Below are 14,675 nucleotides of genomic sequence, written 5' to 3'. Positions count from 1 at the left end.
TTGATTACATTTGTGATATATTACAAATGTAATATATCACAAATGTAATCATCAGTCAAAATATGTTATAATTATATTGGAGGTGTTTAATGAACTTTATAATTGTTAGTATAATAATAAGTGGACTATCTTATACTCTCGCTAAAATGTATAAATTATTACTGTATAAATATAAAAGAGTAGATTATAAAATATTTCCTTGGGTTATTGTACTGTTAAGTACATTTATACCTTTAATACAATTTAATTTTTCGCCCTTTAAAAATGCAGAATTACTTATTGAACCAATCGGTAAAAATTTAAATCCACTTCCAGTTCCTATCAAGAAAATAGATACGAAAGATTTAGCGGTTTCAATATCCAACATAAATTATAATTTTCAAGAGTTAGTTAATTCCTTTTGGTTTATTGGTATTTTTATATACTTTCTTTACTATTTAATGGTGATATTAAAGCTTATAAAAATAGTTAACAATTCTAAGCTATCATTAAATTATTCTTGCAAATATGATTACAATATATACATTTCTCAAGAAACAACCTCACCTTTTACATGCTGGATTGGTAAGCACGCAATATTTATACCTGCAAAATTACATAAGAAATTAGACAGCAGGGAAATTGATGCAATTATTAAACATGAAATTACTCATATACGAAGAAAAGATATTTTTAAAAATTATCTTTTTATTATCAATAAAATTGTTTTTTGGTTTAATCCTTTTGCTCATTTCATATCGAAAAATGTAGTAAATGATTTAGAAACAGCTTGTGACATGGAAGTGATTAAAAGTTCATCAAAAGCTGAAAGAAAAATCTATGGCATGACATTATTGAAAATCAGTCTTATAAACAGTAAAAAAGAACACTTTATATTGAACTTTGGTTCACCCACTAAATTTTTAAAAAAACGAATAGCTTTTATAAGTAGAAATGATTATATATCCGTTTCTAATAAAGTACGAATTCTTTTTCTAAGTTCTACATTGCTAATACTCATTACAATTAAGCCATTGATGGCATATGAGAATATATCAAATTCTAGTTACTCTGATGTCAATCTAAAATCATTAAATTATAAGAATGTTAACCTACAAAAATATTTTTCCGGATATGAAGGAAGTATTGTTGTATACAACATTAAACGAGATAAATTTTTTATCTATAACCAAAATATAGCGTTAGAAAGAACATCTCCTGATTCAACTTATAAACTGATTAGCAGTATTTTTCACCTTAACAATAAAACAATATCCATAAATCAAAATAAATTACTTTGGAACGGAAAGAAAACACCTTTTAAGGTATGGAATAGAAATCAAAACCTCGATACAGCATTAAGATATTCGGTAAATTGGTACTTCGAAACATTAGATAATTATACTGATAAGAAAGATTTATCACATTATTTATCTGAATTAAATTATGGGAATAGCAATATTGAATCTTCTTTAAATAGACCGTACTGGTTAGAATCTAACTTGAAAATTTCTCCATTAGAACAAACTATGATATTGAAGCGATTCTATATCAACGATTCATTATTTAAAACAAAATATACTGATTTAGTAAAAAATTCTCTATATACTTCTAAAAATAACTATAAGATGTGGGGAAAAACTGGTACTGCTATTATTAATAAACATGAGATAAAAGGCTGGTATGTAGGTGGTTTTGAACAAGATCAGGAACCATATGTATTTGCAACATTAATCAAAAAAAATGATGAGGCAAATGGAGAAATAGCTAAAAAGATTTCTGAAAAAATTATCAAAACAAATCACTTTTATTAAAAGGATGTATAAATCTATGAATAAAATAAAAGAATTACCTTCTAGTGAATTTATAATAATGCAAGTTATTTGGAAAAGTAATGAGGCATTGAGTGCTAAACAAATTATTGATCTGGTACTTAATGATAATGAATGGAGCCCCAAAACAATTCGAACTTTAATCGGAAGACTTGTTGATAAAGATTTTCTATCAAAAAAAAGAAAACAAAATGTCTACATGTATGCACCGATTATAGATGAAGATATTTATAAAAAACATTCTACAAAATCCTTCTTAAATAAACTTTACGATGGCACCCTTAGTAATCTTGTAATGAACTTTGGTACACCTGAAGAATTGACCGAAGAAGAAATAAAGGATTTGAAAAAATTACTTGATAAAATAGAAAAATAATTATTACAAAAATTTAAAAGCCAATTATATCAATTCACTAATGAAATTTTATATAATTGGCGGGATTGTAAAATAAACTGTGTAAGTAGAGTGCGTACGACTCTGCTTCGCAGTTTATTTTACAATCCCTTAATCAACCCTTACAATTCACTAAATATAATTACTCCTAAAAATAGTTTAGAACTTCTATATATTTATATTTCCAAGGAAATAATTATACGCCACTATATTATCTATATTTTTAGTTAAAGGATATTAATTTGTCTAATTTCTTTTTCCAATATGATTCTCTTATATACATCAATAATATCCAGACATATATAAATAATACAACTCATAGTAAACTAAATATCAAAACATATTTTTCATCCTTAATATTCTCTAGCTGTGCTCCAATATATAACATAAAAAAGTTGTATATAATAATTACTAACAGAAATAACTTGTTCTTTGCACGACGTTCATTTATTTGTTCAATTTGCTCCTCTGAATAATTATCGTATTATTTTTATCATCTACATTATTTTGACTAAATAAATCGCTTATAGGAACTCCTAATACGTTAGCAACAAGTCCCATACTTTCTAAACTACTTTCCTCACCTTTTTCAATCCTTTGAATCGTTGGCACACTTAGTTTGCTTCTTTCGCTAAACATTCTTGTGTACATCCCTTAGCTTTTCTTAATTGGGCAAAATTATTATTTTCTTTCATAACCTCATTCCTTTCCGATTGATTAGGAAAAGTATACTAAATATCCCAAATTATTACACGTCAGTAAAGCGACAATAAGCTGACAACCAAACGACACATGGTGACAATAACAACTATTATCATTAGGTATCGTTAATCATTTAATACTGGTTGACTTAGAGTTCTTAAAACAACGAATCTAGTACATGATTGTAATCCTTGTATTTAAAGTAATTGGCGTTATTTCTGTTTTAACAGAAAGACGTTATATAGCGCTATTTACAATCCCATTTTTAGATGATTTAATTAAAATTTTTTAACCGTCTATATAATGAAAGGCAGTTTATTTATTCTAATATCACCGATTATAAATTTGAATATTTATCATTCTACAAAATGAATATTCATAGAAGATAAAACATCTAGTAAATATATTAATTTTATACAATCCAATTTATTAATAGTTTCAATATCCATTATGCCATGCATTAATCTATTTCTGTTTATATATTTTGGATCTTCTAAGTCGTTATCAATGCTATAATAACTTTTAATCAGCAGCACGGTATATTGTGTAATAATTTCCTCTATACCCGATTCATTATCACGGACATGCTTATTCAAAATGTTATGTATATTTTTGTATTTAGATTCTCTTTTTTCTTTGCATGCTCTATATATGGTTAGATAATCAATTACCGCCAAGGATAGCATAGCAACTTCAGTGTACCGCTTATTTTCAAAATTACTTAAAATTCTTTTAATATATGATTTCTTAAGATGATAAAACTCATTTTCAATTAAATTTTCTTTTATAGTGACATAATGTTTTTTGAAAGTTATATAAATATCTTCATCTGTAATTTTATTTTTTTCAAGATAGATATCATAGTAATCAGAAAAATATTCTAAAGACATACTCATTTTATACTGCTCGCAATATTCAATGAATTGTTTTAAGCTTTCAGTTATTTGTCTAACTGTTTCTCTTATCTTATCAAGATTAACACTTGCGGTAATATTATTAATAAGATTTATTTTTACTTTTATACTATCATTCAATATCTTATTAACTTCGGCAACTGTTTCAGTGATAATGTCGTTTGGCGTTACAAAGTTCATTTTAGGTAATTTTAATGTTTCTAAATTCATTGTTACAGTTCTACTAACATTAAAATTTGGTATGTGAATATTATTTAAAACATTAACGCTATCATTAATAAATCTCTTTTGTTTGTTTATCGCTTCTAAATAAACAGATGGTATGTATTCTTTGTTTACATTTTTAATATTTCTTTTTTTTGTATACAATTTCTTGTCTATTCTGATCAATTTATATTTCACGGTTTCACTCCTCAATATATAACTGATAATAACTATAAAAGAAAAGCCCTCATCTTATTTTTTAGATAAAAAAGAGCTTTCTATTTTTTTAAAATTTTTCAAATCAAATTCTTAAAGTAACTATTAAACAAATAGCTGTTCAATCATCTCAATGATATCATCATTCTGAAATTGAGCTTTAAACTCTACATCCATTCCCTCAGCTTTCATTGTTTCAAAGAATGATTGGGCTGAACGAATACGATTTTTTTCTTCGCCACGTAGACTTTCTCAATTTTTAACATCTTTAGTTTCTACAATAAATCCTACTCGATAGTTATTCTAGCTACAATAAGCATTTTTAATTTCGATATCGAGCAATCCAATCACTTGATTGTTTTCTACACAAATTAATTCAATACCATCGATTTTAGGTTTTGTTTGAAGAACATCATCGTAGTACTGCGTGTAAAGAAATGATAAGGTTCTACATCGAATCCATGAGTCTTCAAAGTTCTGTGTATAATTTAAAACTTTCATAGAAACACCTTTCTAAATTTAATTTGATGAACACGTTATTGACAAAATATTCAATCAATTATATCATATGTCTAATTTAATTTTATGTAAATTAAATCAAGAAATTTCTACTAAATTTTTATTAGATAAAACGTATCAAAAAATATAATGTTGTAAGGGAGTTATTTTATGAAGATCTTAGATATAAAAAGGGCGAATGCTATAAGAGTGGATAAATTTGATTCGCTGGATTTTTATATTAATCGTATAACAAATATTAATTCCAAAGTTATGATTAACATTGCCAATTTAGATTCGAATGGCGTAATTGGAAGTCATAAAGCACCAGTCAATCAATTATTAATTGTTACAAATGGTGAAGGAAAAGTACGTACTAATATGACTGATTTTATACCTATTTCTATAAATCAAGCTGTCTTTTTTAATGCAGGAGAAGTTCACGAAACAAGAAGCGATACAGGTATGGTAGCTATAATTATTGAAAGTCCAGATTTAAACTATGATTCTCTTTTGATTGAATAGATTTTTTAATCAATATACTAAAATTCAGGTTTTCGATAGTAAAATCCCCATATTGAAATAATCTTCAATATGGGGACAAAATATTTATACGTTCTATTTTAAAGGATAACTTTCATATCATTTAAATTTCTTATTGTATAGGTAGCACTCACATCTTTATCTCCAAAATAACAACTATCAATCCCTGCATTCTTTGATCCTTCTATATCAGAAGAAATCGTATCACCTATCATCAATACTTCTGCTTTATCTTTAATACGTAATGCCTCAAAACAATGCTCAAAGAATCTTACGTCTGGTTTTTCATATCCGATTTTTTCTGAAATGAAATGATAATCAAAGTATTTATATATTCCCGATGCTTTCATACGCTGCATTTGTGTATGATAGACACCATTAGATGCTGAACAAGTAATGATTCCTTTAGCTTTTAGATATTGTAGTAGCTCTTCAGCATCCTCGATTAATTCATGGCTATTATTTAATACTTCTCTAAATAGCATCTCTTTCTCAATACCATCTGCCTCAATACCTATACTCTTAAAAAATTTCTCAAACCTAGTATCAAGTAATTCTTTACGTGTAATAATTCCGCTCTCTAATTCAGCCCAAAGTTTACCGTTAATATTTTTATAGCGATCCATCATATCATCGTTAAGTTCAATTTGCTCACTCAAAAACACTTTATTAAGCGCTTCTTTTTCTGCAATATTAAAATCAAGTAATGTATTGTCTAGATCAATAAGTACATATTTATACATCTCATTCTCCTCTTCCTAAAGTAATCATTATTTTCTTCATATATCCCCTTTGAGATAAGCATAGGGTAATATAAAAAGCATAAGGTATGAGATTTCTCATACTTCATGCTTTTCAATTGCTATTTTCAGTTTTTCATACGACTTAATTCTATATGTTTTATCTACTTTTTCAATGATATCTTCGTCGATTAATTCTTTTAAGGTAAACATTAAATGTCTGTATGATGTTGCAAGGTATTGCGATAAATATGTAAAATTTTCATCGACTACTCCGTCTATGTGAGTTCTTTGAATATGCCTTAACAAACGAGGTTTCAGTTTATATTGTTGCATCTCAGTGAAATGGTGGGTACGTGATAATAACTTAGTAGCCAAATTTATAGATAAATATTTTAAGAAATTCGGATCATCTTTAAGAACATGGATATAGTCAGATTCTTTTATTTTTATAACTGAACTTTCACCATTTGATAGAACGACTTTCTTCTGACTTTCCACACCTAATAGTCCTAATTCACCTATTAAATCTCCAGATTCAAGGTATTGTATTAACGATATCTTACCATTTTTATGATATTCGTAAATCTTATAAATACCTTTATCTATAAGGTAGAGATTATTCTCACTCGAATATTCATTTATCAATTCATCATTATGTTTTAACTGGATAGCTTCAAAATCGATTTCACTTCCAATGATTAATTCTAGTAATTTGTTCATCGTTCAATCTCCTGTTATAACCAAAATGAGTCAACTATTGATCTTTATCTTTATTACTAAATGCGACTATCAATGCAATAAATATTGGTATGAAAACAACAAACCAAAGATATCCCGACATTTCAAATACCCCCTTACATATTAATTTGTATTTAAAGCCTCATTAAGGGCTCGAATAGAATCTGATATAGCTCTTTTACTTATTTCAGAATCAGGAACCATTGCTTCGAACTCATGGTATCCACCTGGATATAAATGAAACTCAACAAGTACGCCTGCTTCTGTTAATACTCTTACATAGTTCATCGTCTCATCTCTAAACGGATCAAGTGAACCGACTGTCGTATATGTAGGTGGTAAATCACTAAAATCTGTTTCACGCATTGGTGCTGCATACTTCGGTGTATCTCCTTCAACACCTTTCAGATACATTGACCAGGCGAACTGATTCAGTTCCTTACTCCATACTCTTTTATCATCAAATTCATTGCTTGAATATGTGGTACAGCTATCATCAATCATTGGGAATAACGGCATTTGAAACTTAATCTTTGGACCTTTACGATCTCTTGCTAATAACGTTAAAGCTGCCGTTAGTCCACCACCTGTACTTCCTCCAACCACTGCAAGTCTATCAACATCAGCATTAAGTTGGTCTTTATTTTCAACAATCCATTGAAGTGCTAGATAACAATCTTCAATTGCTGCAGGATATGGATTCTCTGGTGCTAATCGATAATCCACCGAAACTACAACACAGTTCACGTCTTTTACATATCGTGCACACTTAGCATCATTACCCTCTACTGAACCAAACATATAACCACCACCATGGATAAATAACACGACCGGTAATGTATCTGTTTGGTTCACAGGAGCATAGACTTTGAACCTAACTTGTATATCCTCCTCATCATGCTTAGCAAAGTATTCTTTCTGAGTAATCGCTTCATCAATATAAGGCTGAATTAACAGTTTATTAGCTGTTCGGATTGAGGGAAGCTTTTCTTCTGACAAATCCATGGGTGTCAGTTTCTTAAATGTTTCTAGTAATTCTTTATGTACTCTACTTTCCACTTACAAGACCTCCATTATTAAAAATCTCATCATTTATGATAACTTTCCCCCCTAATAATCCTAAACCCTCGATACACCTGCTCAAGCAGTATCACCTTCATCATCTGATGCGGGAAGGTCATCTTACTGAATGATAGGGCGTAGTTTGAGCGGTCCATAACGGATTGGTGCAGGCCGTTTGATCCTCCGATGATAAAGGTCAGATGGCTTTTACCGGTATTCATCTTTTGTTCGATGTCTTTTGAGAGTTGTACTGAATCCAGTTGTTTACCGAGTATCTCCAGCGTATACACAAAGCTGTCATCTTTCACTTTAGATAGTATTCTATCCGCTTCTTTCTTCTTCGCAATCTCAATATCTTTCTCACTCATATTATCCGAATCTTTCTCATCCGCCACTTCAATCAATTCCATTTTCGCATACGCACCAAGTCGCTTCACATATTCATCCACTGCCATCTTCCAGTACTTTTCTTTCAATTTACCCACAGTTATTATCGTTATTTTCATTTTTATTCATTTCCTTTACAAAGTTACCCTACTTATCCACAGGTTACTCACATATACACATTTCACAATCCTATTATAATCATATTTTCATAATTAATAATAGCAAATGTAACATTTTACTCTGTATAAAAATAAAAAAGATGCCCATTTTACCGGACATCTTTATACATTGTGTATAAATCGGTACTTATCCACAAAGTTATCCCTAGTTATACACATTTTTTCGTGAATAACCTGACTTATCCACTTGTTAATAATTTATTTACTCGATATTTTTATTTATTTTAGTATATTACCACTAAATTTCATATATTTTCGTCGGTACTGCTTTATCTGTATCATGTATCATCACTTCATTCACTGTATCTATATCATGTTTATTCAGCACCTGCTCAACACTCATACGCGCTAAGTCTTTCATATTGTTATCTTGTGATAGATGCGATAGATAGATGCGTTTCGTACTTCCTGTAATCACATCTCTCATCGCATACGCTGCATCTTCATTTGATACGTGTCCCATATCACTTAATATACGTTGTTTCGTACTCCATGGATAGCGTCCCATGCGTAGCATATCTACATCATGGTTACTTTCAAATACGAAACAGTCTGATCCATGTATCATACCTTTCATGCGGTCTGATACGTATCCTGTGTCTGTAATCACCGTTAACTTTTTATAGTTATTATTGAAGATATAGAACTGTGGATCTACCGCATCATGCGAAACATTAAATGATTCAATATCCATTCCTGCTAATGTCTTAATTTCATATGGATTAAAAATGAATTTCTGATCATCAGGTATTTTTCCATCCGCACGATTAATGCGTTCCCACGTTTTCTCGTTCGCATATATCGGTAACTTATACTTTCTTGCTAACACACCTAATCCTTTAATATGATCGATATGTTCATGCGTCACAAGTATACCGTTTAAATCTTCTATTTTACGGTCGATTTGTTCAAACAAACCTTCCATTTTCTTGCCTGTAAGTCCTGCATCTACTAAAAGTGATCCTTTCTCACTTTCAACATATATCGCATTTCCTGTACTACCACTTGCTAGTACTGACATATTAATCATAAAATCACTCACTTAATTTACAAAATTGGTTGCTCCGGATTCACAGCATCTACATAATACGTATTTGAAGTGCCATCTGCTTTTAACACTGCAATTTGCCATGTTGGTTTTAACACTTGCCCACGTACTTCTCGCACGATTGAATAGTATCCAAGTCTCACTGAAGTCACTGTATCGCCACGTTCTAATGCTGTTTGATAGTACAATACTTCAATTGCTTCTTTCGCTGGAATCACTTTTTTCTTCTCGTTATTCTTTCCTAGTCCTTCTTGTATATCTTTAAGATAGGTTTGTTTATAAGATGTCACTTCATTATTCTCATTATATCGAAATGCGAGCTGTGCTTTATCATTATTTAGAATCGGGTACTTGCCATATACTTGATCAAAGTAAAGAATATGTTTTTTTCTATCTATACCACTAAGTGTATATTCTTTTCCTTTATCTATTTCAGTAATGATATACTCTTTTAAGCCACTAATTATCGCACTTTCTTCGATTTTAGATAATTTTATTTTAGGTTTTACTTCACTAGTTACGACTGTTTTTAATTCATCGCTTTTTTTATCAAAGTCAGCTGAGTTTTCTGTAAATCCAGCACTCTTTGCTGACATAATATTCATCATCACATGCTTCGCAGAAGGTAGTTCCGGTAACTTGATACCTTCTTTATCAAAATCAATACGTTCTGATTTAGCATCTTCAACAATATTTGCGCGTTGAACTTTTTCATGATAGATAAAGCCTAGAGCAATATTGATAATTAGGAATACAAAGATAAATAACGATGTGGCATGCTTCCAATCCATTATTTCAGCCTCCCATTATCATACTCTTTCCATTCATCATTATATTTAATAAACCATGCAGGTTTAAATGATAACGTTGATTGAATGGTTTCTTCATCTGAGCGTTCCATATTATAACCAATCATCATGTTCGATACACGTTCAAAGTGATAATGTTTATTCGATGCTAATGCAAAACGTACTTCTTCAGCTGTCGGGAGTTGTTTAACTTTTTGCTTTGCTGGTACTGCTACGCTTGTTGTATACAGTCCACGTTTATATTCATAAATGTTATCGTCTCCCCAAATAATATCTATTTCAGATAAATCACGACGATTGAATACCGGGTATCCTTTGAAGAACATTTGATATTTAATTGCACTATCCGCATGCCTTACGCCAAAATAACGATAGTCATCCGTAAATCCGCGATGTTCACTAATAAAATTAAATGAATTAATCAAGTTATTCATCGGATTTGGTTTCCCATGATCGACTTCTGATAAATTATTAAATTTATAGTTTTCATTATTCGTCATCTTTACAATACCTGTGTTTGAATTGTAAGTTTTAGAACGATTGTTGTCCGAACGTTCAATAATACTATTTTTATCGCCGAGTACCGCTTTGTTAATGTCATCTACATTAATATTATCTGCCAGGTAGCTGTATGCTTGCGTTTGTTTCGGCTTTTCCGGTACATATAAACTTGTTAATTCATCAGTTGTTCTTTCATTTGTAATAACACCTGTATAACTCTCCATCGATTTACGAGATGATTTTAATAATGTGTTAAATGCTTTACTAGAACCATTTGTTTCAATTTCTAACATACGATTATCATTTGTCATCATGTAAAGAATGATATTTTGTTGTTTATGACTATCAATAATAATGCGTTTAAATTGCGCGTTACTATCACCTTTTACTGTATTCTCTAAAATATCTGTTAAATACATGGCAACAGGTAATTCACCTGCATAATCTAAAATAACAAATTTATCTTTTAAAGATTTAGACATAAATGAGATACCTTGATTTTTATCGCTAATGTCTGAAACTTTTAAACTTGAAATGCGTTTAACAAATTCAAGTAACATATCCTTATCTGTTGACCCATATATATTATTATCTGAATATACAACGACTTGATAAGGTAGAAAGATACTGTTGATATCATCTACATTTTTTGGACTAAGTGCTGTATTTGTTTTAGTAATAGACGTTTCGATATTGGCAAGGTTCGGTCTAAAGTTCCATATTTTATAGGTCAACACTATACTAGATATCACGAGTGTTAACAGAATAATCCCTTTTAAGATACTCTTAAACATCCCAATCACCATCATCTAATACTTCACATGGAAGTGTAATATATACTGATGTCCCGAAACCTTCCTTACTATTTGCCCAAATACGTCCATTATGTGCCTCAATGATTTCTTTACTAATGGCTAGTCCTAAACCTGTTCCACCCATTTTTCTCGTTCTTGCTTTATCTACTCGGAAGAAACGATCAAAGATTTTATCTACTTTATTCAATGGAATTCCAATACCATTATCTTTAATTTGAATGGTCATACGATTAAATAAAGTATTTTGTTTCACGTGGAATTCAACTTTCTTTTTACCTTTTGAATATTTCAATGCATTCGTAATCACGTTATCAAATACTTGTGTCATCTTATCCGGATCAATTTCAACGAATATACCCGTCTTCGGAATATCACGAATAAACGTAGCATTTTTACCTTCAGACATTTCAAAACGATTAATAATTTTATGAATGAACATATTGAAATCAATCAGTTCTTTATTAAGATGATCATCTGTGTTATCCATCTTAGACAATTGCAGTAAGTCATTTACAAGACGAATCATACGATCAGTCTCTTCTCGTGTAACGCTTAAGAATTGGGGTGCTAAATCATCGTCTTTCCATGCACCTTCTTCTAAAGCTTCTATATAACTGCGCATAGAAGTTAGCGGCGTACGCAATTCATGTGAAACATTGGCTACGAATTCACGACGTTCATTCTCAACGTGGTGTTGTTCAGTAACATCATGTAATACGGCAATGTAACCCGTAATAAATCCTGTATCCTGAATAATTGTAGAGAATGAGGCACGCACAATTAACTGCTCTTTCTCATTAAGGTCGATAACAATACCGCCAGCGATATCTTGTAATTCGTCTAACGAATAATGCTCTTCAATATTTAAAATATCTAATACGTGACGACCCTCTACTTCATCTTTATTCATGTCGAGCATCTTTAATGCCATTTCATTTACAATACGTACACGTCCACGTCTATCCGTCGCAATAACACCATCAGACATGTGTGTAATTACAGAATCAAGACGACGTTTCTCACTTTCAGTGTTCGCTTGTGCTTCCTGCACACGTTTCGATAAGTTATTAAATGTTAAAGCAAGTTCACCGATTTCATCGTTTCCATAAACTTTAACACGATTTGTATAATTACCTTTTGACATCTCTAATGCCTGATTACGCATATCTGAAATTGGTTTCGTAATGGTGCGGGCAATAAAGAATCCCAATATGATTGTTATTAATAAAGACAATCCTGTACCGATAATAAAGATACTGTTAATCTTCATAAGTTGTGCATAAACCGGTTCAATGGACTCCTCGACATGGATAACACCTAAAATGTTATTGTTATCTTTAATCGGGAAATTTTTAATCCAGACACGTACTTTACCACCTGGATCATCACGCAATTTTACACGATCATTTGTTTTACCTAAAGAAAGAGACATTTTAATTTGGCTATCATTAATCTTTTGATTAATACTCTCACGGTTTGAATCGCTACTTGTCGCTAAAATAACTTCTGAATCATCGACATAGCGAATCGTATCGATTTCTGTACGTAACGCGTATTCATCTACGGTTTTCTGAATCTCTCGTTGTATTCTATTCGGTGTCTTTTTGTTTTCTTTATATATATTTCTTATATCATAGTTGATTGATTTTATTTGCTGGTTAATATTTGTTTCAAAGTTTTTCGTTAACTCTTTTTCTAAATTATTCGTAAAATATAACCCAATAATCTGCATACCGATAATAATAAGTAATACATAGATTACAACGAGTTTAATGTGCAAAGATTGAAGCTTTTTATATAACGTTTTCATTATGCACTACTCCTGTGTTTGTAAGAAGTATCCTACACCACGACGTGTTACGATATATTCCGGATGGCTTGCATCATCTTCAATTTTTTCACGTAATCGACGGATTGTAACGTCCACTGTACGCACATCTCCAAAATAATCGTAACCCCATACTGTTTGCAGTAAGTGTTCACGCGTCATTACCTGACCGATATGTTTTGCTAAGTAATGGAATAGCTCAAACTCACGATGCGTAAGTTCGATATCTACACCACGCTTTTTAATAGAATATGCTTCAGGATAAACGATAATATCTTTAATAACGATATCTGTCGACTCTTCTTTTTCTTCAGTTTGTGCCTGTGTATAATGACGACGTAAATTTGCTTTAACACGGGCAATCAATTCACGTGTTGAGAATGGTTTAGTCACATAATCGTCAGCGCCTAACTCTAAACCTAATACTTTATCAATTTCAGAGTCTTTAGCTGTTAACATAATAATCGGCATATCATATTTCTTACGCACCTCACGACATACTTCCATACCATCACGACCAGGTAACATGATATCTAACAATACGATATCTGGTTGCACATCATAGATAAGCTCTACAGCATCATCACCATCATAAGCAACATGTACTTCATAGCCTTCTTTTTTCAAGTTAAATTCTAATATATCTGCAATCGGTTTTTCATCATCTACAACAACGATTTTTCTCGACATTGGCGTCCCTCTTCTCTGGTAAAATTCAATAATATCCTACTCTATAATTTACCACTGTTTTGTACTTTTTTCTATAAGGTCGCATTTTATACCTTCCACATAAAAAAAGAAGCTAGACAAAAGTCTAACTTCTAAATATGAATGAGTAAGGCAATTGCCTTACTAATTAGCGGTCCCGACGGGAATCGAACCCGCGATCTCCTGCGTGACAGGCAGGCATGTTAACCGCTACACCACGGGACCTTATGTATTAAATTAAATGGTGACCCCTACGGGATTCGAACCCGTGTTACCGCCGTGAAAGGGCGGTGTCTTAACCGCTTGACCAAGGGGCCATTAATTAATAGCACAAGATTGATTATAGCATGTTGAATTTACATTTATCAAGCATTATTTTTAAAAAATACGAAAATTTCAATTGCAAGTTAGCCACAACATCCAAATTAATAGAGATAGTAGCTTAATGGTTCACTTAATAATCCTTCGGATTTTAGTGACTTCAGAAACAGGTATTTAGGTGTTTCGTAATCTAGAATTTTTCTGGGATAATTGTTCATCCAGTTTTGGATACGATAAATTATCTCATCAGATAC

General features: G+C 31.1%; 14 protein-coding genes, 2 tRNA genes and 1 pseudogene. 3 read left to right on the top strand and 14 right to left on the bottom strand.

Going from position 1 to position 14,675, the window contains the following annotated elements; translation table 11 throughout:
- Positions 1–89 precede the first annotated feature (89 nt).
- Together BFS35_RS05480 and BFS35_RS05475 are read left to right on the top strand one after the other, a co-directional pair.
- Positions 90–1,793 (top strand): M56 family metallopeptidase, encoded by a 1,704-nt coding sequence (locus tag BFS35_RS05480; RefSeq protein WP_099579548.1) that lies wholly within the window; start codon positions 90–92, stop codon positions 1,791–1,793.
- 16 nt (positions 1,794–1,809) lie between these two features.
- Positions 1,810–2,187 (top strand): BlaI/MecI/CopY family transcriptional regulator, encoded by a 378-nt coding sequence (locus BFS35_RS05475; protein WP_158554262.1) that lies wholly within the window; start codon positions 1,810–1,812, stop codon positions 2,185–2,187.
- Between the two features lie 465 nt (positions 2,188–2,652).
- Here the strand turns inward: BFS35_RS05475 and BFS35_RS05470 are convergent, their stop codons facing one another.
- Together BFS35_RS05470 and BFS35_RS05465 are read right to left on the bottom strand one after the other, a co-directional pair.
- Complete coding sequence (locus tag BFS35_RS05470; protein WP_099579552.1) at positions 2,653–2,844, bottom strand: helix-turn-helix domain-containing protein; 192 nt, start codon at positions 2,842–2,844, stop codon at positions 2,653–2,655.
- Positions 2,845–3,263: 419 nt separating this feature from the next.
- On the bottom strand, positions 3,264–4,223 hold the full coding sequence (locus tag BFS35_RS05465; RefSeq protein ID WP_099579554.1) for a hypothetical protein: 960 nt from the start codon (positions 4,221–4,223) through the stop codon (positions 3,264–3,266).
- A gap of 687 nt (positions 4,224–4,910) precedes the next feature.
- Here BFS35_RS05465 and BFS35_RS05455 point away from each other — a divergent pair.
- Positions 4,911–5,264 carry a cupin domain-containing protein gene (locus BFS35_RS05455; RefSeq protein ID WP_099579558.1) on the top strand — a complete coding sequence of 118 codons (354 nt, stop codon included), beginning with the start codon at positions 4,911–4,913 and terminating at the stop codon, positions 5,262–5,264.
- A 98-nt stretch (positions 5,265–5,362) separates the two neighbouring features.
- On the opposite strand, the gene BFS35_RS05450 is transcribed toward BFS35_RS05455, so the two are convergent.
- From BFS35_RS05450 to BFS35_RS14295, 12 genes and pseudogenes are all read right to left on the bottom strand, one after another.
- Complete coding sequence (locus BFS35_RS05450; protein WP_099579560.1) at positions 5,363–6,025, bottom strand: YjjG family noncanonical pyrimidine nucleotidase; 663 nt, start codon at positions 6,023–6,025, stop codon at positions 5,363–5,365.
- A gap of 96 nt (positions 6,026–6,121) precedes the next feature.
- Complete coding sequence (locus BFS35_RS05445) at positions 6,122–6,745, bottom strand: cyclic nucleotide-binding domain-containing protein (RefSeq protein WP_099579562.1); 624 nt, start codon at positions 6,743–6,745, stop codon at positions 6,122–6,124.
- 141 nt (positions 6,746–6,886) lie between these two features.
- Positions 6,887–7,822, bottom strand: coding sequence for an alpha/beta hydrolase (locus tag BFS35_RS05440; protein ID WP_099579564.1), 936 nt, complete (start codon positions 7,820–7,822; stop codon positions 6,887–6,889).
- A 29-nt stretch (positions 7,823–7,851) separates the two neighbouring features.
- Positions 7,852–8,331 carry a 23S rRNA (pseudouridine(1915)-N(3))-methyltransferase RlmH gene (gene rlmH, locus BFS35_RS05435; protein ID WP_096077733.1) on the bottom strand — a complete coding sequence of 160 codons (480 nt, stop codon included), beginning with the start codon at positions 8,329–8,331 and terminating at the stop codon, positions 7,852–7,854.
- A 298-nt stretch (positions 8,332–8,629) separates the two neighbouring features.
- Positions 8,630–9,421, bottom strand: coding sequence for an MBL fold metallo-hydrolase (locus BFS35_RS05430; RefSeq protein ID WP_205757147.1), 792 nt, complete (start codon positions 9,419–9,421; stop codon positions 8,630–8,632).
- 17 nt (positions 9,422–9,438) lie between these two features.
- A complete protein-coding gene (locus BFS35_RS05425; protein ID WP_099579566.1) occupies positions 9,439–10,230 on the bottom strand; it encodes a two-component system regulatory protein YycI in 792 nt (263 codons plus the stop codon).
- Entirely contained in the window at positions 10,230–11,543 is a 1,314-nt protein-coding gene (locus BFS35_RS05420) for a YycH family regulatory protein (RefSeq protein WP_158554261.1), read from the bottom strand. The genes BFS35_RS05425 and BFS35_RS05420 overlap by 1 nt, the downstream gene beginning before the upstream one ends.
- A complete protein-coding gene (gene walK, locus BFS35_RS05415) occupies positions 11,536–13,374 on the bottom strand; it encodes a cell wall metabolism sensor histidine kinase WalK (RefSeq protein ID WP_099579570.1) in 1,839 nt (612 codons plus the stop codon). Before walK ends, BFS35_RS05420 begins: the two co-directional genes overlap by 8 nt.
- Before the next feature lie 6 nt (positions 13,375–13,380).
- The gene (gene yycF, locus BFS35_RS05410) at positions 13,381–14,082 is read right to left on the bottom strand and encodes a response regulator YycF (protein ID WP_099579572.1); all 702 of its coding nucleotides are present in this window, start codon (positions 14,080–14,082) and stop codon (positions 13,381–13,383) included.
- A gap of 170 nt (positions 14,083–14,252) precedes the next feature.
- Positions 14,253–14,325, bottom strand: a tRNA-Asp gene (locus BFS35_RS05405).
- 17 nt (positions 14,326–14,342) lie between these two features.
- Positions 14,343–14,417, bottom strand: a tRNA-Glu gene (locus BFS35_RS05400).
- 108 nt (positions 14,418–14,525) lie between these two features.
- Positions 14,526–14,675 (bottom strand): annotated as a pseudogene (locus BFS35_RS14295) (IS30 family transposase); the annotation flags it as partial.

The organism is Macrococcoides goetzii (assembly GCF_002742385.2).
Lineage (GTDB): Bacteria > Bacillota > Bacilli > Staphylococcales > Staphylococcaceae > Macrococcoides > Macrococcoides goetzii.
This window is presented reverse-complemented; position numbering and strand designations above follow the sequence as displayed.

Bases quoted from the DNA above. Each gene is read 5' to 3' on its own strand.
- BFS35_RS05480 (WP_099579548.1), top strand. From the start codon at position 90: ATGAACTTTATAATTGTTAGTATAATAATAAGTGGACTATCTTATACT.
- BFS35_RS05475 (WP_158554262.1), top strand. From the start codon at position 1,810: ATGAATAAAATAAAAGAATTACCTTCTAGTGAATTTATAATAATGCAA.
- BFS35_RS05470 (WP_099579552.1), bottom strand. From the start codon at position 2,844: ATGTTTAGCGAAAGAAGCAAACTAAGTGTGCCAACGATTCAAAGGATT.
- BFS35_RS05455 (WP_099579558.1), top strand. From the start codon at position 4,911: ATGAAGATCTTAGATATAAAAAGGGCGAATGCTATAAGAGTGGATAAA.
- BFS35_RS05450 (WP_099579560.1), bottom strand. From the start codon at position 6,025: ATGTATAAATATGTACTTATTGATCTAGACAATACATTACTTGATTTT.
- BFS35_RS05445 (WP_099579562.1), bottom strand. From the start codon at position 6,745: ATGAACAAATTACTAGAATTAATCATTGGAAGTGAAATCGATTTTGAA.
- rlmH (WP_096077733.1), bottom strand. From the start codon at position 8,331: ATGAAAATAACGATAATAACTGTGGGTAAATTGAAAGAAAAGTACTGG.
- BFS35_RS05430 (WP_205757147.1), bottom strand. From the start codon at position 9,421: ATGATTAATATGTCAGTACTAGCAAGTGGTAGTACAGGAAATGCGATA.
- BFS35_RS05425 (WP_099579566.1), bottom strand. From the start codon at position 10,230: ATGGATTGGAAGCATGCCACATCGTTATTTATCTTTGTATTCCTAATT.
- BFS35_RS05420 (WP_158554261.1), bottom strand. From the start codon at position 11,543: ATGTTTAAGAGTATCTTAAAAGGGATTATTCTGTTAACACTCGTGATA.
- walK (WP_099579570.1), bottom strand. From the start codon at position 13,374: ATGAAAACGTTATATAAAAAGCTTCAATCTTTGCACATTAAACTCGTT.
- yycF (WP_099579572.1), bottom strand. From the start codon at position 14,082: ATGTCGAGAAAAATCGTTGTTGTAGATGATGAAAAACCGATTGCAGAT.